Raw genomic sequence first — 24,745 nt, 5'->3', positions numbered from 1 at the left:
AGACTTGATATGAAGAGGATTATAGTACTGATTGGCATGGTTTTCGTGTTTCTGGCTTGTACGGGAGACTTTAAGGAAATCAATACGGACAAGTCCGGTGTGACGGACGAGAACTTGCAGGCCGACTATAACGAACATGGCATCCGTCTTGGAATCATCCAGCAAGGCATCTATTTCAATTACGACTACGGAAAGGGGAAGAACTGGCCTTTTCAGTTGACCCAGAATTTGAATGCCGATATGTTCAGCGGTTACATGCACGATGCCAAGCCTCTGAATGGAGGTTCGCACAATTCGGACTACAACTTGCAGGATGGATGGAACAGCGCCATGTGGGGACATACCTATGAGTATGTTTTCCCGCAGATATATCAGTCGGAGAATGCCACACGTGATCGCATGCCTGCCTTTTTCGGCATTACCAAGATACTGAAGGTGGAAGTGATGCACCGTGTCACGGACTATTACGGCCCTATTGTGTATAGTCATTTTGCCGATCTCGAAGCCCGTTATATGCCCGACACGCAGAAAGAGGTCTATAATGCATTTTTCTGTGAACTCGATACGGCTGTAGCTGTACTTTCCGATTATATTGTCGAGCATCCGGGAGCTTCGGAGTTTGCGCGTTTCGATATGTTGTTGGACGGTGATTATGACTCTTGGATAAAGTTTGCCAACTCGTTGAGGATGCGGCTTGCCATGCGCATTGCGGTAGCCAGTCCGGAGAAGGCAAAAACGGAATTCCGTAAAGCGATGGATAATGAATACGGAGTCATTCGGGAGGCGGACGAGTCGGTGGCGGTTTCCACGGCGAGTGGATATACCAATCCGTTGGGCGAGATAAACCTTGTTTGGAATGAAGCTTATATGGGAGCGCCGATGGAGTCCATACTGAACGGATATGAAGATCCCCGTCGTGAAATCTATTTTGCCACTTGCCAGGATGAACAGTTTGCAGGCGAGTATCGCGGCATTCGTCAGGGTACATGCTTTGCACATAACTATTATAATACACTCTCAAAATTGAAAGTTACCCAGCAGACTGATGCAGTGTTGATGCCGGCAGCAGAAGTCTGGTTCCTGCGTGCCGAGGCTGCCCTACGGGGATGGACCGATGAGTCGGTGAAAACCTGCTATGAAGAAGGGGTAATGGCTTCTTTCCGTCAGTATGGCATCTTGCAGTCCGATGCTTATCTGGAGAGCGACTTGTTGCCTGCCGATTTTGTGGATACCTACGATATGGAGAATGATATTACCGCCCGTTGTCAGGTTTCGCCACGCTGGCTGGAGTCAGCGGATAGGGATACGAAACTGGAGAAGATTATTACCCAAAAATGGATTGCCATGTTTCCCGAAGGGTGTGAAGCTTGGGCGGAACAGCGCCGGACGGGGTATCCCCGGCTATTCCCCGTGCGCTTTAATCACAGTAAAGACGGGTGTATAGATACTGAGACAATGATTCGCCGTCTGAACTTTCCCGGCGGACTGAAGACGGAGAATGCCGAGCAGTATGCCGCTTTGGTAGAGGCACTGGGTGGAGATGACAATGCCGGTACCCGATTGTGGTGGGATACCGGCATCAACTGGTAGAGATACCTTATTATATAGGGATATTTTTTATTGGATGGGGTGATTCTCGGCAAAAATTGCCATACGTTCGTCCAACTGGTCGTACTGATGGTCTTGGATAAAGGAAGTGCAGGCACGTAATCCTTCCTGATGGCTTCCGGTGGTCACCAGTGAAATGGCGCTTACACCGTAGTACATTAGTTCCCGCGCAAGTTCTCCGCTACTCATGCCCGGGTAACCGATGGTGAAATAGAAACCGTCGGCAACGGGATCACCCAAATCATTGTCGTATACCAAGTGGAAACCGTGGCGCAAGAAGATTTCTTTCAGGCGGCGGGCACGTTCACCGTATACTTTCACTTCATCAAGAAAGTTGTATTGATCTTCATTAGCTGCTTTAAGCATGGCGGCAAGAGCATACTGAGCAGAGTGGCTGGTGCCGGAGGAGAGTGCATAGAGTACGCGGTGGATGAATACTGTGCCGAAGGTGCCGCCGCCGTAGCGTTGTGTCAGCCCGGGATAGGCCCGGTGATACAGTTTGTCCGAAATGCAGCTGACACCGATACGTTGACCGGCATAGCTGAAAGCTTTGGAACCGGAAATGAGCAGCACGTAATAGTCCGTATAGTGTGCCACAGAAGGTTGGTAAGGCGCTTGGAACGGTTTGCTCAAGTCTTGGCGGAAGTCCATGGCAAAGTAGGCGAGGTCTTCCAACACAATGACGTCATATTGGGTTGCCAGTTCGCCGATGATGCGCAACTCTTCTTCTTTCAGGCAAATCCAGCTGGGGTTGTTGGGATTGGAATAGACGATGGCAGAGATATTGCCTTTGCTGAGGTAACTTTCCAGCTTCGCTTTCAACTTGTCGCCACGGTAGTCATATACGTCAAAGGTTTCATATTTCTGTCCCATCACGACCAGCTGCTGCTTCTGTACCGGGAAACCGGGATCGATGAAGAGAATGGTATCCTTTTTCTCATCGCACTGGCTACATGTGAGGAATGAAGCGAAAGTTCCTTGCATGGAGCCGGTAACTGGTACACAACCTTCGGGGGCTACATCTACATTGATAAAGGCTTTGATAAAACGTGATGCTTCCTCTTTCAAGGCGGGAAGTCCGTTAATGTCCGGGTAGAGGCTGGCAATACCATTCTGCAATGCCTCCACCTCGGCCTTTACGCCGACGGCTGAGGGGGGGAGTCCGGGTACACCCATTTCCATTTTTATGAATTCCACACCCGATGCCGCTTCGGCATTGGCTGCAATGGCTTTTACTTCACGGATGGTTGCTTTGGCAAAGTCTGTGATATGAAAATCTGCGATAGTTTCATCTATCAACTTACGTTCAATAGGAGTATTTCTCATGATTTCAATATTAATTTAGTTTTGCAAAGGTAACATAAATCTCTTATAATCAAGCTATGTTAAAAAAAAGATGATTTTTTTTCTTTCAAGCTATTGCAGATATAAGAATTTTGTCTACCTTTGCAACCGCAATCGAGAGAGATAGCAACGAAAGAATGAAATAATGGTGCGTTAGTTCAGTTGGTTAGAATACATGCCTGTCACGCATGGGGTCACGGGTTCGAGTCCCGTACGCACCGCGAAAGGGAGTAACATTAGTTACTCCCTTTTTTGTTGTGTATCAAGCAATTAAGGCGTTGGGAGTAGATGGAGAACATATAAAAATTGGGTGCATATTTACCGGAAACTTACCAGTATTTCCCGATTTTTACCGATATTTTCACCTATAATGATACCGCCTTTGATACCATTTTTTTATTGTAGCGATAATCAGTAGATACCAAAACTCAAAAGAATATGAAATATCCGACAATGAGATTCGTCTTTGACCGTAAAAAGGTTGCGACAAAGACACACAAGGGACTCGTTCAAATTGAAGTTTTGAGCGAAGGTAAGAGAAAATGGATCGGAACCGGCGTTAAAGTCTATTCCGACCAATGGAATGATCGAAAGAAGATAATCAATTCGGTTGAAATGATTCAATTGAACCAGTGTCTTGATGAACAACTCCGGATTATCCAAAATTGGATTAATGAACTTATCAGCAAAAAGGAAGTTTTTGATTTTGATAAGCTGGATAGATTTTTGAGATATACCAATAAATCGGAAAGTTTTGTTGACTTTGTAGAAAGAAGAATTGAAGAGCGTGGAGATATAACGGAAAGTACCAAAGCTTCCCATCGGACATTTGCGACCTCATTACGTGAATTTGACAGAATAATATATTTTTCTGATCTCACAAAAGCCAATATCACATTGTATGATGATTGGTTACATGCTAAGGGCTATTCACAGCCGACAATATATAACTATCATAAACGTAACAAACGTTATATCCACGAGGCCATAAAGTTTGATTTGCTAAAAAATGATCCGTATAAGGGGGAGCGTTTTTCCCGTGGCAAACATGCCATCAGGAAATATTTGACTGCCGAAGAATTGAAGAAAGTGAAAGATGCTCAAATAGACTCGGAAACGATCTGTAGAGTCCGTGACCTTTTTATTTTTCAGGCATATACTGGAATATCCTATGCTGATCTTGCTAAATTCAATTTCAAACGTGACGTACAAAAACGCGGCAATAAGTATGTTATATTGGATATTCGTTTAAAGACAGAAGAAAACTATTTTATCGTATTACTGTCTCCTGCAATGGAAATATTGAAAAAATATGATTATGTGCTTCCGATTATCAGTAATCAACAATACAATTTGCGGCTTAAAATAGTTGCTGATTATGCAGGGCTTGATAGAAATTTGACCGTTCACATGAGCAGGAGTGATGCATAGTTTATCGGCATAGAATTGTACAGAATGCTGCTCCCGGAAGTGCTCCCCAACCAATTCGAAGAATCGGCTGAGGTGGAAGCTGCTGATATCTTTATGTGGCTCCTTACCCGTCTCCGGAGGGATAGAGGTGCGGTAGGCACGGTTGAGTAGCATGAGGACTTCGTAAAGTAAGGCGCGTAATATGCCCGTATCGTGTGGGTGGAAAGAGTCGATTTCGACCTTTATGTCGTGCAGAAGTTGGAGTATTCGTACATAGAGCCCGTTCGGCAGTTGGAGTTTGTCTACCATTTTTCCCATTCGGAAGAACGGGAGGTGCTGCACGAATAGTGGGTCTTTGAAGAAAGAGGTCAAAAAGGTATCCTCAAAAATTAGAGCATGACCGTTGCCGATACGGTCTGTGTCCCAACTGCGCACCTCACCTGGTTTGGAGAAGAATACATCACCGGGAGCTGCCAAGTGTGTCCGGTTACCGATAGTGAATTCTCCTTCTCCTTCTGTGATGAAGGTGATGTCATAGTAGGTCAGAATATGTACTTTTCCCTGGGTCAAGAATTTCCGGGTATACTGCAAATCAACGACATCTATCAGAAGTTCGCTTCCGTACTTAGTTTTGTAGAAATTGTATCGTGGGATGGCATTTTTCATGGCTTAACATTGTATGATGGCAGTAAAGTTAGAGAAAAAGCTGCTCCGTACAATAGCGAATAGGAAAATGTTGGGTAAAGACCGGGAGTTTTGTTTATCTTTGCACCCGCAATTATCAATCGCCTTGCAACGATTGTCTGGAATTATCATATTATGAAACAGAAACGAATACCATTGGTGGGCAGACAATACCTTGTGCCCTTCATTTTGATTACCTCTCTTTTCTTTTTGTGGGGATTTGCCCATGCCATTCTGAATGTACTGAACAAGCACTTTCAAGAGATACTGGATATCACGAAGACACATTCGGCCTTTATACAGATGACGATGTATATGGGATACTTCATTATGGCCATTCCTGCAGGATTTTTCATCAGTCGCTTCGGATACCGCCGGGGTGTGGTATTCGGTCTGTTGCTTTACGGCGTCGGTTCGCTGCTCTTTATCCCCGGGCAGCATTATCTGTCTTTTAATCTTTTCTTGTTTGCATTGTTCGTGATAGGCTGTGGACTGACGTTTCTTGAAACTGCCGCCAATCCTTATGCCACAGAATTGGGCGCAAAGGAAACTGCTGCCAGCCGGCTGAATTTCGCGCAATCCTTCAACGGTCTGGGATGTATCTGTGCACCGGTACTGGCTGGACTGCTGCTCTTCTCGAAGGATGGGCAGACGGGCTCGGGTAATGTCGCATTGCCCTATATCTGCATGGGGGTAATTGTGTTGCTGGTAGCGTTGGTCTTTTCAAGAATCAAGTTGCCCGAGATTGAACATAGTGTGGAGGTGGACGAAGCTGGTAATAAGGTCGGATTGTGGTCACACCGGCTTTTCATTTTCGGGCTGATAGCCTTGTTTGCCTATGAGGTCGGCGAGATTTCCATCAACAGCTTCTTCATCAACTACGTGGTGGAGCAGAATTGGATGAATGCCCGCGAAGCTTCCGTAGTGCTTTCTTTCGGTGGACTGGGATTATTTATGTTAGGACGTTTTGCCGGTAGCTGGATTATGGGACGTGTGCGTGCCGAGAAGATGTTGCTGGTTTGTGCTACGGGCACTGTGATGACTACCTTGTTGGTGTTGCTGGATGTAGGAATGGTGTCGCTTGCAGCTCTGTTGTGCGGATATGCATTTGAGGCTATTATGTTTCCCACGATTTTTGCACTTTCCTTGCGCGGGCTGGGCAACCATACCAAGAGGGCTTCCTCTTTCCTGATGATGTCTCCCGTGGGAGGCGTGGTAGGTCCGCTGTTGATGGGACTGGTGGCAGACCATACGACGATGGTGTGGGCGTTCATCGTACCGCTGGTTGCCTATTGCGTGGTGTGGGCATATGCCCGCAAGATGGTGTCCGTCTCTACCGCTTCTTCAATATAGAAGGAAGCCTGCGACTCCGGCAAGGATTATCAGTAAGATAGGGTGGAGGTTCCACTTCCACGTCACGCCGAAAGCGGCTGCAAAGATAAGTATGCTTTTGTAATCTATGAAATTTTCCTTGTTCATCAGCAATAGGGCAGCAGCAGCTATCAATGATACGGACATGGGCAGCAGTCCCGACATTGCCGCCTTGATGTATTTGTTGTCCTTGCATTTCACGAAGAAGTAAGAGATGAGCAATACCAGGATGAACGAGGGAAGACATACTGCAATGGTGGTCACGACAGCTCCCCACACGCTTTGAGTAACTGCATAGCCCACATAGGTGGCACTGTTGATGCCTATCGGACCAGGCGTCATCTGCGAGATGGCCACTACGTCCGTGAATTGTTGCAGGGTGAGCCAGTGATGGTGGTCCACCACCTCATATTGGATGAGGGACAACATGGCGTAACCGCCTCCGAAACCGAACATTCCGATTTTTAGATATACCAATATCAGCTGCCAATAAATCATATCTGTAATTTTCTCAGTTTATCTTTTAACCATAATGTATAGAGCATTCCTCCTGCAATTCCTGCAAGGACAATGTATACGGGGGATAGCCCGAATTGCCAGATGAGTATGGTGGCGATGGCTGGAAGCACCAGTTGCCAATACTTCAGCTTCAGTGCCCGTGCAGCCGAAATGCAGGGTATCACAATCAGTGCGACTACTGCCGGACGGATACCGTTAAAGATGCGTATCATCACCTGGTTGTCCTGAAAATGAGCGAAGAACATGGCTATCAGCATCATGATGACAAAAGAGGGGAGGATTGTGGCAAGTGCACACACCAGGCTACCTTTTACTTTATGCAGCTTGTAGCCGACGAATATGGATATATTGACAGCAAAAACACCGGGAAGTGACTGGGTCAACGCAAACATTTCCATGAAATCTTCTTTACTCATCCATCTCTTTTTTACGATTTCCCGTTCAATGAGAGGTATCATAGCGTATCCGCCACCGATAGTGAACATTCCTATCTTGGCAAAGGTCATAAAAAGCAGTAAATATTTCATTATTTCTCTTCGGGTGACTTTCTTTTGCAAAGAAACCCAAATTAATCAACATATACAAATTAGGGGGATAATATTTATTTATTAATATTTTATATTACAGGGCTATATTCTTAAATCTATTTAAAAGGAGAATATTCCGTCGTAAATAAGCTTTATCTTTAACACGTAATTACAAATAATATAAATGTAGATATGATACAGATAGTGCAATTACATGGTACGGATAAAAAGCTGTACGAGCTTGTAGCCCCTTTGGTTATGAGCCCGGAAGTGCTGAAACAGAACTACAATTACCCTTTCCGGACATCGGAAGAGTACGAGTGGTTTGTTGCTCTGGATAATAAACATGTTGTAGGTTTTGTGCCGGTGGAGCACAAGAAGTATGAATGTGTCATCAACAACTATTATATTAAGGAAAGGAATGTTGACACGCTAAAATTGCTTCTGGAAAAGGTACTTGAGAAGCAGGGCGAGGAGAGTAGTCTGACGGCTGTTAGCTTTGTTGAAGATAGGGATGTCTTCAGCGAGCTGGGCTTTTTGGAAGACAAGGTATGGACCCGTTATGTGAAAATGAAGAAAAACAGATAATTATGGCTACACCCAAAAATGTGTATGAACTGGCGCAAGAACGTCTTGATGTGATTTTTAGGGAATTTGACACGATATGCGTCTCTTTTTCGGGAGGAAAAGATAGTGGAGTGTTGCTGAATTTGTGCATAGACTATATCCGCCGGAACCGGCTGAACCGTAAACTGTGTGTATTCCATATGGACTATGAGATACAGTACAGCATGACCATTGATTATGTGGACCGGGTATTGGAGGCGAATAAGGATATATTGGAGGTGTATCGTGTTTGTGTGCCTTTCCGTGTAACGACTTGTACGTCGATGTACCAGAGTTACTGGCGTCCGTGGCAGGAGGATTTGGAGGACATTTGGGTAAGGAAGATGCCGAAAGGCTGCCTCACTAAAGAGACGTTTCCTTTCTACACTCCCGAAATGTGGGATTATGAGTTCCAGATGCACTTTGCCAAATGGCTGCATGAGAAGAAGGATGGAGTGCGTGCCTGCTTTCTCATAGGCATCCGTACGCAAGAGAGTTTTAACCGCTGGCGCAGCATCCATCTGAACCGGAAGTATCAGATGTACCACAATTACCGCTGGACCTCGAAGATAGGCAATGACATTTTCAATGCTTATCCCATTTATGATTGGAAGACGACGGATATCTGGACGGCCAATGGCAAATTCGGCTTTGACTATAACCATTTGTATGACCTATATTATAAAGCCGGAGTCAATATCGAACGCCAGCGTGTGGCAAGCCCTTTTCTTTGTGAGGCACAAGAGAGCCTGAAGCTGTATCGTGTCATCGACCCGAATACTTGGGGAAGAATGATAGGGCGGGTCAACGGGGTGAACTTTACCGGTATTTACGGAGGGACGCGTGCTATGGGGTGGCAGACGGTCCGACTGCCCGAAGGGTATACGTGGAAAGGCTTTATGCAGTTCCTGCTTTCCACCTTGCCGGAAGAGACCCGGAGGAACTACTTGAAAAAGCTTACCGTCAGCATTGAATTCTGGCGTACAAAAGGGGGGTGTCTGGCTGACGAGACCATCCAGAAGCTGAGGGATGCAGGAGTGTCCATTGAAGTGATAAATACCACGAATTACAAGACAAACAAGAAGCCGGTGCGCATGGATTATCTGGATGATATTGACATCGCGGAATTCCGGGAAATTCCCACTTATAAGCGGATGTGCATATGCATCCTGAAGAATGACCATGCCTGCAAGTACATGGGTTTTGCCTTGAACAAGGAAGAGGCATACAAAAGAGACAAGATAATGGAACAATTCAAAAATATGATGTTATGAGCGTAGATAAAAGTCCGGTATATAACGTAAGGGCAATTCCAATAGAGAAAATACAAGCAAACGATTACAATCCGAATGTAGTGGCACCGCCCGAAATGAAGCTTCTGGAGCTTTCCATCTGGGAAGATGGTTTCACCATGCCTTGTGTCTGTTACTATGATGAGGAAGAGGATAACTACATCCTGGTGGACGGTTACCACCGTTATCAGGTGTTGAAGACATCCAAAAGAATTTATCAGCGCGAAAACGGGTTGCTTCCCGTGGTCGTGATTGACAAGGAACTTTCCAACCGTATGGCGTCCACTATCCGTCATAATCGTGCCCGTGGTACGCATAATATCGAGTTGATGTGCCATATTGTTGCGGAATTGGACAGAGCCGGTATGTCTGATGAATGGATAATGAAGAATATCGGAATGGATCGCGACGAAGTGTTGCGTTTAAAGCAAATTTCGGGTCTGGCAGACTTGTTTGCGAACAAGAACTTCAGCATTCCGGATAAGAAAGAAGAGTATGTGGCGGATAAATAAATGAATATTTCAGGGGTGGATTTTTTAATCTGCCTCTTTATATTCATTAACAAGTGAAATATTTCGTTGCAAACTTGCATAATTTAGTCAAATCGCCTACATTTGTCAGCATCAAAACAAACAGAATAGGTCCTATGTGCTTTAAGGCACTATAAAAAACATTACATGAAGAAAATTTTGGTTAGTGGCGGTGCTGGTTTTATAGGTTCTCATCTTTGTACCCGATTGATAAACGACGGGCATCAGGTGATTTGTCTGGATAATCTTTTCACCGGTTCGGAAGGAAATATCACTCATCTGAAGAGCAATCCCCGCTTTGAATTTGTACTGCATGATGTGGAAACCCCTTATGAGGCAGATGTGGACGAAATCTATAATCTGGCTTGTCCTGCTTCTCCCATCCACTACCAATATGATGCCATTAAAACCATCAAGACTTCTGTATTGGGCGCCATCAATATGCTGGGACTGGCCAAAAAGACGAATGCCAAGATATTGCAGGCTTCTACCAGCGAAGTGTACGGTGACCCCGTTATTCATCCCCAAGTGGAAAGTTATTGGGGAAATGTAAATCCAATTGGCCTCCGTTCTTGTTATGATGAAGGGAAGCGTTGTGCCGAGACATTGTTTATGGACTATCACCGCCAGAATGGAGTGCGGATCAAGATTATCCGTATATTCAATACGTACGGTCCTCGGATGTTGCCGAATGACGGACGGGTGGTTTCCAATTTCGTGGTTCAAGCATTGCAGAACCAGGATATTACAATATACGGTTCGGGTAATCAGACGCGAAGTTTCCAATATGTAGATGACTGTATAGAAGGTATGGTGCGGATGATGAACACGGAGGACGATTTTATCGGTCCGGTAAACTTGGGAAATCCGAATGAATTCTCCATATTGGAACTGGCGGAAAAGGTCATTAGGCTGACGAATTCCAAGTCGAAACTGATTTTCAAGCCACTGCCTCATGATGATCCCAAACAGCGTCAGCCGGACATCACTCTGGCAAAGGAAAAGTTGGGCTGGGAACCGACTATAGAGCTGGAAGAGGGTTTACAGTATATAATAGAGTATTTTAAGGAATATCGTTCCTAACTAAATAGTAATTTTGATAACGGGAAAAACAATATAGAAAGATGAACATGGAAATAAATCCTTCCGAATACAAGATTCTCATCGTTGACGATGTGATGTCAAACGTTTTATTGTTGAAAGTGCTTTTGACAAATGAGAAATTCGCGATTGCTACTGCAAGTAACGGGCGGCAAGCGTTGGAACAGGTGGAAAAGGAAAATCCTGATTTGGTTTTGCTTGACGTAATGATGCCGGACATGAGTGGTTTTGAAGTAGCTCAACATTTAAAGTCAAATCCGAATACAGCTGATATTCCAATCATCTTTCTGACCGCACTGAATAGTACGGCAGATATTGTGAAGGGGTTTCAGGTTGGCGCGAATGACTTCATCTCTAAGCCTTTCAATAAGGAGGAATTGATTATCCGTGTTACCCACCAAATATCTTTGGTAGCTGCCAAACGGTTGATTTTGAGTAAGACGGAAGAACTGCAACGTACTATTGCCGGGCGTGACAAGCTTTATTCGGTGATTGCCCATGACTTACGTTCTCCGATGGGATCCATCAAAATGGTGCTGAATATGCTGATATTGAACTTGCCATCTGAGAAAATTGGCGCCGAAATGTACGAGCTTCTGACGATGGCTAATCAGACTACGGAGGATGTGTTTTCATTGCTGGATAACCTGCTGAAATGGACAAAGAGTCAAATCGGTAAGTTGAACGTGGTTTATCAGGATGTGGACCTCGTCGAAGTGACAGACGGTGTCATTGAGATTTTCAGTATGGTGGCAAGCCTGAAGAAGATAAGAATCCGCGAGATGAAACCGGAAAAAATGATGGTCAACGCTGATATTGACATGCTGAAGACAGTGGTCCGTAACTTGTTGAGTAATGCCATTAAGTTCAGTAAGGAGAACTCAGAGGTACTGGTGAAGATGGAGGAAGTAGATGGTATGGCAGTTGTCAGCGTCCAGGATTATGGCTGTGGCATCAGCGAGGAGGGGCAGAAGAAGTTGTTGCATACTGATACGCATTTCAGCACGTTCGGCACGAACAACGAAGAAGGCTCGGGACTGGGCTTGTTGCTATGCAAGGATTTTGTCGTGAAGAATGGCGGTAAACTGTGGTTTACTTCCAAGGAAGGCGAAGGCTCCATATTCAGCTTCTCTATTCCGGTGAAGAAGTGATAACGAAGAAAATAGAACGGATGGTCCGTTGAAGTAAAACAGACCATCCGTCAGACTCAAATAGACCGTCTGTTACGGTCGTACAGACCATCTGTTTCTTATGAACGGATGGTCTGTTTTTTATCTCTTACACAGACTGCGGAAATCGCAATATTCACATTTCCGGGTATCCTCTGTTTGGCTGAATGTTTCTTCTTGGCTGAATATCTCCTGCAGGAGTCCGTGCAGCCGTTCGCGAAACTCGTCTTCGAAGAAAGCGAAGTTGTTGACCGGTACCTTGGGTTGTCGTGGCGCTCCCATTTCGATGACCGGGGAGTAGCTTTCGGAAGCTGCCCGGTGGATGTAGAGCAGGGAAGGGGCTACCTTCAGCGATTGCTTGCGGCAGAGGATGGCGGCGTACAGAAACGTCTGGAAAATATAGTTGGGACGGTTGTCGGCGGGAGTAAACAGTTGTTCTATATTTTCGGGAGTCTTGGGAGTACCGCCTGTCTTGTAGTCCACGATACGTAGCGTGTCTCCTTTGCTGTCCAGGCGGTCGATGGTACCGCCTATCTGTAAGGCAAGCTTTCCTTGCGGAGTATCTATTTCCATCATTTCTCTGACGTCCTGTTCCATGCCCTCCATACGGAACGGGGCGTATTGCAGGTCATTGCGCAGGAGCTGGCGCAGGTAAGAGGCGATGACTTTGGAATGGATGAGCTGCGTACCGTTATACTCCGGTTGCTCCGTAAGGGGCACATGGAAGAACTTTTCTTTGAAAGCATTGTCCACATAGGCTTGCAGGCGAACATCGTCTTTCAGTAATTGTTCCAGGTCGTCTTTACGTATCTCCCGTCCGTTGGCTGTCAGTTCGTTGTACACCAGTTCGGCGGAACGGTGGAAGATGGTGCCGAAGAGGGCGGAGTCTATCTCGGCGCTTACTTCATCGGGAGCTTTCAGGCCGGCTACGTATCGGTAGTAGAATTTCAGGCGGCAGTCCAGATAGGCATTGAGGGCAGAGGGGGAGAAGAACGCTTTGGGACGTTGGTGGATGTTGTAGGCGTCGAACATCTGTTGCAACATCTCCGGTGTCTTGTGAATCTCAATTTCCCGGGCTTGCTGTGGAGATTGTCCGGCTTCAAGGTACTCAAGGGAGATGTTGTGCGGCGACTCTACCAGGAATTGCAGCATGAAGCGGGACATTTCCCCGCGGTTCAGTCCGTCCGAAGAGGTGTTATATAATAAGGTGACGTTTTCTGCCCGTTGGATGAGGCGGTAGAAGTAGTAGGCATAGACGGCATTCTTGTGTTCTATGGTGGTCATGCCGAAGGCCTTCCTCAGGTTGTAGGGAATGAAGGAGGAGTCGCCTCCGGCTTTGGGCAATTGCCCTTCGTTGAGGGAGAGCATGATGAGGTTACGGAAATCGAGGTTACGCGTTTCCAGCACCCCCATTACTTGCATGCCGATGGCGGGTTCTCCGTGGAAGGGAATGTTGGCAGAGGTAAGCAAGCGGTTCAGCAGTCGCTTCAGCGTGTCTGTGCGCACACCACTCAATTCGCCGGTCTCTATCAGGCTGAGCAGGCGGTTGACGAGGGTGTAGCTTTTGAACAGAGACTCGCGGTACAGCTGGTTGAAGATGTCTTCCACGTCTTTTTCCTGGCGGTAGAGGACGGCCACTTCGCGAAGCAGTTCGGTGAGGTAGCTGCATAGGGCGGCGATGCCGTTCTGTGGTGTAAAGACTTGTTCAAGGAATGCGTCCTGCTTCAGCTCCGAGGGAAGGGGATAGAAGCGGTTGTCCCGGGTAAGCTGTTTTTCCAGTGTTTCGGCATTGGGGGAAAGTTGCCGGGTGTAAGGGTGTTTCAGCAGCGTGATTACGGTTTCGTAGATGTATCGTCCGGTACCTGCATGGTAGCCGGTAGTCTGTAGCTCTACAAGGGCGTTGATAAAACTGTACACCGGAGTTTGGGCAAGGGGAAATCCCATTGTGATGTTGACGTTCTTTACCTCTGCCGGAATGGAGTGGAGGACGGGAAGCAGTAGGGATTCGTTGCAAAGGACAACGGCAGTGTCTTTGAATGAAGAAGGGGTTCTTAATTCTTCATTCCCCCTAATCCATTGCGGCAAGTAGCGGGCTTGTGCATTTTCGGTAGAAGCGGAGATAAAGCGTACGTTCTTGGGTTTCCGCAGTACATCAAAAGAAGTTTCGGGCAGTTGGTTGGGAAACAGCTTTAGGTTGCGGAGGATGAATTCGCCTGCTTCGTGGGTATAGGGCGGCTTTTGCTCAAGGGGAAGACGGGTGTAGAACACGTCGTAATCCCAATAGAACATTGCTTTCCCGGCATCCTGCAAGAGCTGGAAGAAACGGGTTTCTACTCTATTCAGCACGTTGAAGCCGACAAATACATAGCGGTCGTAGCGCAGTCGGTCGGTGTCGAGTTGCTCCATGACATTGCGGTACATCATGCCTTCGTAGGCGATGCCCAGTTCTGTAAGATTGCGGCGGTAGTGGCGGTAGATGTCGCCCAGTTTATCCCAGAGGGAGATGAATTTGGCTTTCAGCTCCGTGCGCTTTTCTATGGAAAAGTTCTGGAAGAACTGGCGGATGGCTTCTTCTTGTTCTTGGTCGAGGAAGTCGTAATTGTCCATAATGTTCTTCAGTTCTTGCAGGTTGCTGAAGAGTTTGTCGGCATCTACAAGGTTTTTGTCTACGTCATCGAAATCGCTGATGAGCAGTTCTCCCCAGAAGTAGAAGTCATCCAGAGTTTCTTCGCTGCGGGTCTCTTCGCGGAATACCTTATACAATTCGCATACCAGACGGATAGGGTCACCGGACTTCAATGGAGAGAGTTGCCGGAACAGTTCGCTGATGCTGACGTAGGCAGGCGACCACAAAGGGCGGTCCGTTTCAGCTGCCAGATATTCGTTGAAGAACAGACTGGCACGTTTGTTGGGGAAAACGATGGCGGTGCGCGAGAGGTCGTTTCCTATTTTGGCGTAAAGGTCGCGGGCGACCAGTTGGAGGAATGTTTCCATGATTTAGTTGATAATTGATAATTAATAGTGGATGGGGAGTGAGTTATACCGGTTCTATGTTGTTCTCCTCTACATACCACAAGTAACCTCGTATATTTTCTGCGACATACCCCATGCGGACCAGCAGTTGCATGTATCCCTGCACCTGCTTGTTGTACTTCTTGTTCGGCTTTCCGAACTTGAAGTCCACCACTACGATTTCTTCGCCACGCATCATCACGCGGTCCGGGCGGCGTGTCCGCAGTTCACCGTTTTCCTGCCAGATGATGTCGCATTCATTGAATAGCTGCCACGTTCCTGAATACCAGTCCTTGACTTGAGGCAGGGAGAAAGCGCGTTGGGTGAGGTTGCGTATTTCTTCTTCCGTCTCACTCCGTCCAATCACACCTTCAAAGACGAGCTGGCTGATGGCATTGTCAATGTCTTTTTCCGTTTCGATGGCAGAGAATAGGGTATGCAGCAAACGTCCCCGGTTGATGAAGCGCTGGCTGGACTCTGCTTCGTCCACTCCTGCTATGAAGTCTGCCGAACGGTTGGATTGCCGGAACTCGATGTCGTGGAGCATGCTCTCCATGTGGACGGGCAGTTTGACCGGCTTTTGTGAAAGTCTGTTGACTGGTTGCTGTTCGTAAACCTCAGGTTTACGTTCGCAGTATAGAGGTTTCTGTTCGTAGTATAGAGGTTTAGCTTCGTCGTTAGCAGGGTTGTCTGCGTCATGCTGTGAGACGGGGACGGGGGAAGGGCAAATCTTGCCGTTCTCGTATATGGAAGCCTCTTCGTCCCAACTGCCTGCTCCGTCTTTGGCTATGTGGGGCAGGGTGTTGGCAAGGAGTTCGGACATGGTTCCCTTCTGTTCCTTTCGGCTCCAGAGGATGAGGTTCTTGCCGGCACGGGTAAAGGCTACGTACAGCAGATTCAAATTGTCTACCCACAGCTGAAGACGTTCGTGCAGATAGTCCTGCCGGTATATGGATTCCGCCATGGTGGTGGAATAGTTCACCGGTACTAAGCTGATGGCATTATAAGGCTCTTCCGGTGGGGCGCACCACACCAGCTGGTTGTTGGTTTCGTTCTCCAGCTTCCAGTCGCAGAAGGGAATCAGTACGGTATGGAATTCCAGTCCTTTGGACTTGTGGATGGAGAGGATGCGTATGCCGTTCATCTCACCGCTGGGGATGGTTTTGCTGCAAAGGGTTTCGTCCCAGTAGCGGATGAAGCTGGCCAGTTCGGAAGAATTGCTTTGCAGATACTCCGTCACAGCATCGAAGAAGGAGAAGAGGTAGGCATCTTGCTTTTCAATGCGGCTCATGCCGAAGATGCTGAACAGTTCTTCCAGTAACTCATACAAAGGCATCAAGCGCAGCGTTTCCCGTCGGGAGGTAAAGGTTTCGGGCAGGGGAGTGGCTATGATGAATCCCGACTGCTCGTCATTTGTCATTTGTAATTTGTAATTCTCCATCAGCGCAGCCTCCGCAATCTTGTTCTCCGGATTCGATAGGCAGCGCAGGGCATCCATCAGCATGCAGATGGCAAGGGAGGCATCCAGACGGAAAGCTTCGTCGGACACGACAGAAAGATGCAGTTCTTTGTCAAAATAGTCGGCTATCGGCGGGATATTCTTGTTCTTGCGGACAAGGATGGTGATATCATTCAGTGTTACGCCCTCTTCCAGCAGCCGTTGCACCTCTTCTCCTAAAGCGAGAAGGGTCTGCTCTGTATAGTTGTGTTCATCGTCCGGTTCAAGGAAGGTGGCTTTTACGTAGCCGTACTCCGTGCTCTTGGGCGATTCCTGCACTACGTCGGCATAAGCGCGTTTCAGGGGTAGGCAATCCTCTTTCAGTTCGTTCAGGTGTAATGCATTGAGGTAGTCTATGGCAGCGGTAAATACCTGGTTGTTGAAACGGATAATGTTGGTTTCGCTACGCCGGTTTGTTTTTAGGGTTTCCACACGGACGGGGAAGGAGTTTAAGTTTAATTCTTTATTCCCCAAGCTGTTCAGTATTCCCCAGTCCCCGTTCCGCCAGCGGTAGATGGACTGCTTCACATCTCCCACAATCAGACTGTCGGCTCCTTGCGAAAGTCCTTCGAGCAACAGCAGACGGAAGTTGTCCCATTGCATGCGGCTGGTGTCCTGGAATTCGTCAATCATGACGTTGCGTATGTTGGCGCCGATTTTCTCGAAGACGAACGAAGAGTCACCCTCGCGCACCAATTTGTGCAGCAGGGCGTTGGTGTCCGAAAGTAGAAAGCGGTTATGTTCTCGGTTCAGTGTACGTACCTCTTCGTCAATATGGTTGAGGAGTTGTAGTTTGTTGAGATGCTGGAGCGAGAGACGGCAACTGTTCAGGGTGCGGTTGCGTTGCGGACGCATTCTTTCGGCTTCCTGCAGTAGAGGTATCAGGCTGGTTTTTGCCAGACAGATGATGTCGTCCTTCCGTGAGGATGTTTTCGTTGCCCAGTTTTTTGCATCTGCCAGGCTGTTTTGCAGGGTGGCGTTCAGCACATCTTTGTCAGACAGTCTGCCGTCGCGCAGTTTGCGGAAGTAACTGCCGATGCCTCGGGCACCTCCTTTCAAGTCTTCGGGAGTGAGGGCATGCCCTTCCAGTTCGCCTTCAAACTGGTCGTAGAAACTTTTCATCTGTTCCAGAGCCTCGGTTTCCATATCGCGCAGCACATCCCGGTAGAGTTTCAACGTGTTCGGAGTACGAAGGCATTGCCGTAGTTTTTCGCCGCGTTCTATGTAGCTTTCATCGAAGATGTTTCGTCCGAAACTTTTCACCTCATTCGATACGTTCCAGCGTTTGTCGTCGCGGATGCGCTCGTCGATGTAGTCCAGGAGCCATGCCAGCACGGGAGAAGTGGGGGTAAGCTTCTCGATGAGGCTGTCTACGGCATCACTCAGCACTTCACTGTTGTTCAGCTCTATGTTCAGGTTAGGACTCAGTTCCAGTTCGCGGGCAAGGTTGCGCATCACAGATTGAAAAAAGGAGTCGATGGTTTCCACGCGGAAACGGCTGTAGTCATGCAGCATGTATTGCAGTGCCATGCCGGCCCGTTGACGAATCTCCCCGTCCGTCAATCCGTCCCCGCCTTCTTCTTTAATTTTTAATTTATAATTTTTAATTCTCTCCAAGTATGCTTCGGAAGAAGGTGCTCCCTTCCAGATACCGTAAAGCTGTGTCAGTATGCGCTCCTTCATCTCTGCCGTAGCCTTGTTGGTGAAGGTTACGGCAAGTATCTGCCGGTAGGCGCGTGGATTGATTATCAAATGCTTGATGTATTCCACAGCCAGCGTAAAGGTCTTGCCTGAGCCGGCAGAGGCTTTGTATACTAATAATTCCATGTAAATTGCTGCATTGAGTATGTATCTGCAAACGTACACAAAAATAATGAGAAAAATAAATGCTTCCCTGCTTTCTCTTATAGAAAGAAGTGGGAAGCATCCATTATTGAGGGGCTATGTGTAGGGGCTGTGCTACATTACCGGCGTCTGGAAAAGAAATACAAATCCTTTGCTGTCTTTCAAATCCTTTATGGCATCTCCGGCATAGATTTCTCCGTTTGTCAGTGAGAGTTTCTTGATTCCTGCATTCGGGCTAAAATCGATTTTCTTCAGGTCGAGCCAGAACAAGTTAGGGGTCAGTGTGGACTCAAAATAATATACTTTGTTCTTCTGGTCGGATACAGAACGCCAACGGGTGGAGGAGATATGGGGCTTGTCCGGTGTGGTGATACCGAACGGTACAGAAACATTGCGCATTACGCTCAATACACTGGGTACGGCAATCTTTGCATCCGCTGTTTGCGGAATGGCATTGATGTAGAACGATGCGCGTACAAAGCGGTCACTGGAGCGGTTGGTTCCCGGCAACATATTCAGTCCGCCTACCTCTTTCCAATAGTCGTTGATAGCCAGCTGGAGTTCATATTTGGGAGAGTTGGTCATTACTTGATACTGCTTGCCTTCATGTATCTCAAGGTTTCCGTCTATGTATTCCAGGACAGCCGTGTTTCCGGTTTCATCTGTGATGGCCAGATGCAGGGTGGAAGCGGCTCCGTTGGGCAGGTCTGGTGCATCAATGCGGAAGGATTCTTTTTTCAGTTCATCCACAGCTTCGCGTACGGTTGCAAAATTGTCGAGTACGTATTGCGTCCAGATACTGATGCCCATAATCGGGCGGTTGTCTCCCGGGCGGTGGTAAACGGACTCCGGAAGGAAGAGCAGGCTGGCAACCAGACCTTTCTCGTTCATACCGTCGCAGGTACCTATGTCATAACCGGCGGCAATGACGCTACCGTACTTGGAAGTCCAGTTCACTGCATTCCCTTTGTTGTAGCCTGCCCTTTGCATGCCTCGTGGGAATACATAGATGTTACTCATAAGGTCTTCTTTCCAGTCCATCGTACGTCCTGTAATGACTGTATTGTCAGGACCGATGTAGGTGGCTCGGGTACACGCTTCTGTTTGTTGCACACTCATGGAGGCTATGGCAGCCAGTGCAACAGCTATTGTCTTTATTGGTTTATTCATCTCGCTTTTGTCTTTATGAATTAATACTCTGTTTCATAGAATAACAAAAGGAGGGGAGTATAGTTTGAGAAAAAGAGGTGAAATCCCTTACTCGTCTTTTTCTTTCAGCAATTCCTCCATCTTCAGCACCTCGTCCCGATACTGTGCGGCTTCGATAAAATCGAGTTTCTTGGCAGCCTCCTGCATAAGCTTCTTGGTACGTTCGATACTCTTTTCCAGTTGCTTGCGGCTCATGTACTGTACTATAGGGTCGGCAGCCATCGTAGATGTACTTTCTTGTTCCACATAGGGGCGGGGAGTGCTGGAAGTGAACTTCTCGCTGCTGAGGACGGCTTCGCCGGAAGCCTCGTTGGTGGCAAACACATTGAGGTTCTTGGCTTTCTTGATTTGCTGTGGTGTGATGCCGTGCTCTTCGTTGTACTTCAACTGCTTCTCGCGACGGCGGTTGGTCTCGTCGATGGTCAGTTGCATGCTGTCCGTTATTTTGTCGGCATACATGATGACCATACCGTTCACGTTACGGGCGGCACGTCCGGCAGTCTGTGTCAGTGAGCGGTGGGAACGAAGGAAACCTTCCTTGTCTGCATCGAGAATGGCAACGAGAGAGACTTCAGGCAGGTCGAGTCCTTCACGCAGCAGGTTGACACCGACAAGTACATCGTAAATGCCCTCGCGCAAGTCACCCATAATCTTCACACGTTCCAAAGTGTCTACGTCGCTGTGGATATAATTACACTTCACGTTGTTGTTCAGCAGATATTCCGTCAGTTCTTCAGCCATTCGTTTGGTGAGGGTGGTGACGAGGGTACGCTCGTTCTTCTCGATGCGTGCTTGGATTTCTTCCATCAGGTCGTCTATTTGGTTGTGGCTGGGACGCACCTCAATAATGGGGTCTAACAGTCCCGTCGGGCGGATGACTTGTTCTACTACGATGCCTTCGGATTTCATCAGCTCATAGTCTGCCGGTGTGGCGCTGACGTAAATCACTTGTTTGGCCATCTCTTCGAATTCATCGAATTTCAGCGGGCGGTTGTCCATGGCAGCCGGTAGGCGGAATCCGTACTCCACCAGGTTTATCTTGCGGGCGCGGTCACCTCCGTACATGGCACGTATCTGCGGGACGCTGACGTGGCTTTCGTCAATGACTATCAGGAAATCTTCGGGGAAGAAGTCCAGCAGGCAGTAGGGGCGGGTACCGGCAGCACGCCCGTCAAAGTAGCGAGAATAATTCTCAATGCCGGAGCAATGTCCCAATTCGCGTATCATTTCCATATCATAGGTCACCCGTTCCTGCAAGCGTTTGGCCTCGAATGGGCGGCCTTCGTTTTCAAACCATTGCACCTGCTTGTGAAGGTCATCCTCTATTTCGTGTATGGCACGCAACGTGGCTTCCTTGGTGGTCATGAAGAGGTTGGCGGGATAAATCTTGTAGGCATCGAACTTGGCGACGGTAACGCCGCTCATAGGGTCCACTTCCTCAATACTGTCTACCTCGTCTCCCCAAAAGGTGACGCGCAGCAAGTTGTCGGCGTAAGCCAGATAAATGTCCACCGTATCGCCTTTCACGCGGAAATTGCCGCGGTTCAGGTCAATGTCGTTGCGTACGTAAAGACTGTCCACCAGGCGTCGCAGGAAGACATTGCGACTGAAATTCTTGCCTTGCTGTACTTCGATGACGTTGTTGTAGAAGTCTGCCGGATTCCCCATGCCGTATATGCACGAAACGGAGGATACCACCACTACATCTTTCCTGCCCGAAAGCAGGGCGGAGGTGGCGGCAAGGCGCAACTTGTCTATCTCGTCGTTGATGGCGAGGTCTTTTTCTATATAGGTGTCCGATGATGGCAGGTAGGCTTCGGGCTGATAGTAGTCGTAGTAGGACACATAGTATTCCACGGCATTGTTCGGGAAGAATCCCTTGAACTCGCTGTATAACTGGGCAGCCAGCGTCTTGTTGTGGCTCAATATCAGCGTTGGCTTGTTGATGTTGGCAATGACGTTGGCTATGGTGAATGTCTTTCCGGACCCGGTGACACCAAGCAGTGTCTGTGCGGGAAGTCCCTCGCGCACGCCCTCGGTCAGCTGTGCGATGGCCTCCGGCTGGTCACCGGTGGGCTGGTAAGCGGATGTCAGTTCGAATTTGTTCATTTTCTCTTCTTAGGAGCGGCAATATTCGGTAAAATCTTTGAGATAAACAAAATTTTTTTGTTTACTTTGCAGCTATATTGATAACAACCATTAATAATTGTAATACAACGAAGAACATGATTTGGAATGAAAGCATCGAATGCATGGATCGCGAAAGCCTTCGTAAAATCCAGAGCATTCGTCTCAAAAAGACTGTGGAGCGTGTGTATCATGACACTCCTTTTTATCGTAAGAAAATGCAGGAACTGGGAGTTACTCCCGATGACATAAACAGTATAGATGATATTGTAAAACTGCCTTTTACTACCAAGTACGACTTGCGGGACAATTATCCCTTCGGCCTCTGTGCCGTACCTATGAGCCAGATTGTGCGTATTCATGCCTCTTCCGGCACAACCGGAAAACCCACTGTGGTAGGCTATACCCGAAAAGACCTTTCAGCATGGTCCGAATGCCTTTCACGGGCCTTTACCGCCTATGGTGCCGGTAGCTCGGATATTTTCCAGGTGTCCTACGGTTACGGACTTTTTACCGGCGGACTGGGTGCGCATGCCGGTGCCGAGAATATCGGCGCTTCCGTCATCCCGATGTCCAGCGGCAATACGGAGAAGCAGATTACACTGATGCATGATTTCGGTTCTACCGTACTTTGCTGCACGCCCTCATACGCCCTCTATCTGGCAGATGCCATCAAAGACTCCGGTCTTCCCCGTGAAGAGTTTAAGTTGAAAGTGGGAGCTTTCGGCGCCGAGCCGTGGACCGAAAGTATGCGTCGGGATATTGAAACCAAGCTGGGTATCAAGGCATTTGATATTTATGGGCTTAGTGAGATTGCCGGTCCCGGTGTAGGTTACGAATGCGAGTGCCAGCACGGTACCCACCTCAATGAAGACCATTACTTCCCCGAGATTGTAGACCCGAAGACCCTCGAACCGGTTGCCCCTGGAGAAACCGGCGAATTGGTGTTCACTCACCTTACCAAAGAGGGGATGCCGCTGTTGCGCTACCGTACCAAGGACCTCACCGCCCTGCACTACGATAAGTGCTCCTGCGGACGTACACTGGTTCGTATGGACCGCATCTTGGGACGTAGTGATGACATGCTGATTATCCGTGGTGTCAACGTGTTCCCCACGCAGATAGAGTCCGTTATCCTCGAAATGCCGGAGTTCGAGCCTCACTACCTCTTGCTGGTAGACCGCAAGAACAATACCGACACCATGGAGTTGCAGGTTGAGGTTCGTCCCGAATACTATTCCGATGAAATCAACAAGATGCTGGCTCTGAAGAAGAAGCTTGTGGCCCGCCTGCAGAGCGTACTCGGTCTCGGCGTAGATGTCCGTTTGGTAGAACCGCGCAGTATTGAGCGCAGCGTAGGCAAAGCCAAGCGCGTCATCGACAACCGCAAATTGTAAATCGCCAAATTGTACATGGTAAATCGTAAATCGTCAAATAGTAAATAAACCTATGGTAGCAAAACAACTTTCCATTTTTCTGGAGAACAAGTCCGGTCGCCTCACAGAGGTGACTGAAGTTCTTGCAAAAGAAGGTGTCAACCTTTCTGCTCTATGTATTGCAGAGAATGCCGATTTCGGTATCCTTCGTGGCATTGTTTCCGAACCGGATAAAGCATATAAGGCTTTGAAAGATAATCACTTCGCAGTGAACGTAACGGATGTAGTAGGCATCAGTTGTCCCAATATCCCCGGCTCATTGGCGAAAGTGCTCCGTTTCCTCTCCGATGAAGGCGTGTTCATCGAGTACATGTATTCCTTTGCCAATGGTGAAACGGCCAATGTCATCATCCGTCCCAACGACATGGATAACTGTATCCGTGTATTGACAGAAAAAAAGGTCGATTTGCTGGCGGCAAGCGAACTCTATAAACTGTGAAAACGAAGGATTAGGGAGGAAGGATTAGGGATGAGGACTATGCAGTTGATAGCACAGTCACTAATCCCTAATCCTTCACCATTCATCCCTAATTCCTGCCCGTTCGTCTGGTTTTTGAAAAATTAAGGCTCGTATCGTTGCTTTATTCGATGCGAACCTCTATCTTTGCGCATTATTTGAACAAAAGTAATGAAGAAGAACATCCTAATAACTCTGCTTGCAGCATTGCTGCTCTCCTCGTGTGGAGAATACAACAAATTGCTGAAAAGCACAGATTACGAATACAAGTACGAAGCGGCAAAAAATTACTTCGCAAAAGGCCAGTACAACCGTGCTGCTACTTTGCTCAATGAATTGATTGCCATTCTCAAAGGTACTGATAAGGCGGAGGAATCCCTCTATATGCTGGGCATGAGTTACTATAACCAAAAGGATTATCAGACTGCTGCGCAGACTTTCATTCAATACTACAACGTTTATCCCCGCGGCACATTCACTGAACTGGCACGTTTCCATGCCGGTAAAGCTCTATATTTGGATACTCCGGAGCCGCGTTTGGACCAATCCGGTACGTATAGCGCCATCCAGCAGTTGCAGATGTTTATGGAATACTTCCCGCAAAGCTCCAAGAAAGAAGAAGCGCAGAACATGATATTTGCCTTGCAGGACAAGCTGGTGATGAAGGAGTATCTGTCTGCAAAACTTTATTATAATATGGGTAATTATCTGGGCAACAACTATCAGGCTTGCGTTATCACTGCGCAGAATGCTTTGAAGGATTATCCCTATACCAACCTACGTGAAGATTTATCCATTCTTATCTTGCGTGCCAAGTATGAGTTGGCTGTGTATAGTGTGGAAGATAGAAGAGCCGAACGTTACCGTGAAGCGGTGGATGAATGTTATGCCTTTAAAAATGAGTTCCCCGAAAGTAAGTATATGAAGGAAGTCGACCGAATCTTTAAGGAAGCACAGAAAATGCTGGGAGAAGGAAGTGAAGAGCAATAATATAATAATA

General features: G+C 47.6%; 18 protein-coding genes, 1 tRNA gene and 1 pseudogene. 12 read left to right on the top strand and 8 right to left on the bottom strand.

Annotated features, from left to right (window positions below; genetic code table 11):
• Positions 1-9: 9 nt before the first annotated feature.
• Positions 10-1,590: a SusD/RagB family nutrient-binding outer membrane lipoprotein gene (locus DWX62_RS06060; RefSeq protein WP_057281202.1), complete on the top strand. Its 1,581-nt coding sequence runs from the start codon at positions 10-12 to the stop codon at positions 1,588-1,590.
• Positions 1,591-1,617: 27 nt separating this feature from the next.
• On the opposite strand, the gene DWX62_RS06055 is transcribed toward DWX62_RS06060, so the two are convergent.
• On the bottom strand, positions 1,618-2,934 hold the full coding sequence (locus tag DWX62_RS06055; RefSeq protein WP_005836540.1) for a pyridoxal phosphate-dependent aminotransferase: 1,317 nt from the start codon (positions 2,932-2,934) through the stop codon (positions 1,618-1,620).
• Positions 2,935-3,099: 165 nt separating this feature from the next.
• On the opposite strand from DWX62_RS06055, the gene DWX62_RS06050 reads away from it, so the two are divergent.
• Together DWX62_RS06050 and DWX62_RS22225 are read left to right on the top strand one after the other, a co-directional pair.
• Positions 3,100-3,173: transfer RNA gene (locus DWX62_RS06050), tRNA-Asp, on the top strand.
• Positions 3,174-3,390: 217 nt separating this feature from the next.
• Positions 3,391-3,963: pseudogene (locus DWX62_RS22225) on the top strand (phage integrase SAM-like domain-containing protein); the annotation flags it as partial.
• 267 nt (positions 3,964-4,230) lie between these two features.
• Here DWX62_RS22225 and DWX62_RS06040 read toward each other — a convergent pair.
• Complete coding sequence (locus DWX62_RS06040) at positions 4,231-5,028, bottom strand: AraC family ligand binding domain-containing protein (protein WP_243636247.1); 798 nt, start codon at positions 5,026-5,028, stop codon at positions 4,231-4,233.
• A gap of 153 nt (positions 5,029-5,181) precedes the next feature.
• Between DWX62_RS06040 and DWX62_RS06035 the strand changes: the two genes are divergently transcribed.
• Complete coding sequence (locus DWX62_RS06035) at positions 5,182-6,399, top strand: sugar MFS transporter (protein ID WP_005825389.1); 1,218 nt, start codon at positions 5,182-5,184, stop codon at positions 6,397-6,399.
• Here the strand turns inward: DWX62_RS06035 and DWX62_RS06030 are convergent.
• Entirely contained in the window at positions 6,391-6,915 is a 525-nt protein-coding gene (locus DWX62_RS06030) for a chromate transporter (RefSeq protein ID WP_005825387.1), read from the bottom strand. The genes DWX62_RS06035 and DWX62_RS06030 overlap by 9 nt on opposite strands.
• A complete protein-coding gene (locus DWX62_RS06025; protein WP_005825383.1) occupies positions 6,912-7,463 on the bottom strand; it encodes a chromate transporter in 552 nt (183 codons plus the stop codon). Before DWX62_RS06025 ends, DWX62_RS06030 begins: the two co-directional genes overlap by 4 nt.
• 192 nt (positions 7,464-7,655) lie before the next feature.
• On the opposite strand from DWX62_RS06025, the gene DWX62_RS06020 reads away from it, so the two are divergent.
• The 5 genes from DWX62_RS06020 to DWX62_RS06000 all read left to right on the top strand — a co-directional run bounded on the left by DWX62_RS06020 (position 7,656) and on the right by DWX62_RS06000 (position 12,143).
• Positions 7,656-8,051 (top strand): hypothetical protein, encoded by a 396-nt coding sequence (locus tag DWX62_RS06020; RefSeq protein ID WP_005825381.1) that lies wholly within the window; start codon positions 7,656-7,658, stop codon positions 8,049-8,051.
• Positions 8,052-8,053: 2 nt separating this feature from the next.
• The gene (locus DWX62_RS06015) at positions 8,054-9,343 is read left to right on the top strand and encodes a DUF3440 domain-containing protein (protein ID WP_008663311.1); all 1,290 of its coding nucleotides are present in this window, start codon (positions 8,054-8,056) and stop codon (positions 9,341-9,343) included.
• Positions 9,340-9,873 (top strand): ParB/RepB/Spo0J family partition protein, encoded by a 534-nt coding sequence (locus DWX62_RS06010; protein ID WP_005825377.1) that lies wholly within the window; start codon positions 9,340-9,342, stop codon positions 9,871-9,873. The genes DWX62_RS06015 and DWX62_RS06010 overlap by 4 nt, the downstream gene beginning before the upstream one ends.
• A 165-nt stretch (positions 9,874-10,038) precedes the next feature.
• Positions 10,039-10,974 (top strand): UDP-glucuronic acid decarboxylase family protein, encoded by a 936-nt coding sequence (locus tag DWX62_RS06005; protein ID WP_005825375.1) that lies wholly within the window; start codon positions 10,039-10,041, stop codon positions 10,972-10,974.
• A gap of 41 nt (positions 10,975-11,015) precedes the next feature.
• The gene (locus DWX62_RS06000; protein ID WP_005836562.1) at positions 11,016-12,143 is read left to right on the top strand and encodes a response regulator; all 1,128 of its coding nucleotides are present in this window, start codon (positions 11,016-11,018) and stop codon (positions 12,141-12,143) included.
• A gap of 120 nt (positions 12,144-12,263) precedes the next feature.
• Here DWX62_RS06000 and DWX62_RS05995 read toward each other — a convergent pair whose 3' ends face one another.
• The 4 genes from DWX62_RS05995 to uvrB form a co-directional block, all read right to left on the bottom strand.
• Positions 12,264-15,155 carry a PD-(D/E)XK nuclease family protein gene (locus tag DWX62_RS05995; RefSeq protein WP_117588768.1) on the bottom strand — a complete coding sequence of 964 codons (2,892 nt, stop codon included), beginning with the start codon at positions 15,153-15,155 and terminating at the stop codon, positions 12,264-12,266.
• Positions 15,156-15,198: 43 nt separating this feature from the next.
• The gene (locus DWX62_RS05990; protein ID WP_347812557.1) at positions 15,199-18,537 is read right to left on the bottom strand and encodes a UvrD-helicase domain-containing protein; all 3,339 of its coding nucleotides are present in this window, start codon (positions 18,535-18,537) and stop codon (positions 15,199-15,201) included.
• Positions 18,538-18,630: 93 nt separating this feature from the next.
• Complete coding sequence (locus tag DWX62_RS05985; RefSeq protein ID WP_117588770.1) at positions 18,631-19,686, bottom strand: linear amide C-N hydrolase; 1,056 nt, start codon at positions 19,684-19,686, stop codon at positions 18,631-18,633.
• Positions 19,687-19,773: 87 nt separating this feature from the next.
• Positions 19,774-21,834 (bottom strand): excinuclease ABC subunit UvrB, encoded by a 2,061-nt coding sequence (uvrB, locus tag DWX62_RS05980; RefSeq protein WP_117681542.1) that lies wholly within the window; start codon positions 21,832-21,834, stop codon positions 19,774-19,776.
• Between the two features lie 116 nt (positions 21,835-21,950).
• On the opposite strand from uvrB, the gene DWX62_RS05970 reads away from it, so the two are divergent.
• From DWX62_RS05970 to bamD, 3 genes are all read left to right on the top strand, one after another.
• Complete coding sequence (locus tag DWX62_RS05970; RefSeq protein ID WP_005825361.1) at positions 21,951-23,249, top strand: phenylacetate--CoA ligase; 1,299 nt, start codon at positions 21,951-21,953, stop codon at positions 23,247-23,249.
• Between the two features lie 52 nt (positions 23,250-23,301).
• Positions 23,302-23,727 (top strand): amino acid-binding protein, encoded by a 426-nt coding sequence (locus DWX62_RS05965; RefSeq protein WP_005825359.1) that lies wholly within the window; start codon positions 23,302-23,304, stop codon positions 23,725-23,727.
• A 189-nt stretch (positions 23,728-23,916) separates the two neighbouring features.
• Positions 23,917-24,735 (top strand): outer membrane protein assembly factor BamD, encoded by an 819-nt coding sequence (bamD, locus tag DWX62_RS05960; protein WP_005825357.1) that lies wholly within the window; start codon positions 23,917-23,919, stop codon positions 24,733-24,735.
• The last annotated feature ends 10 nt before the right edge of the window (positions 24,736-24,745 follow it).

Origin of the sequence: Bacteroides sp. AF20-13LB (genome assembly GCF_003603065.1) — a bacterium.
Classification (GTDB): Bacteria; Bacteroidota; Bacteroidia; order Bacteroidales; family Bacteroidaceae; genus Bacteroides; species Bacteroides uniformis.
This window is presented reverse-complemented; position numbering and strand designations above follow the sequence as displayed.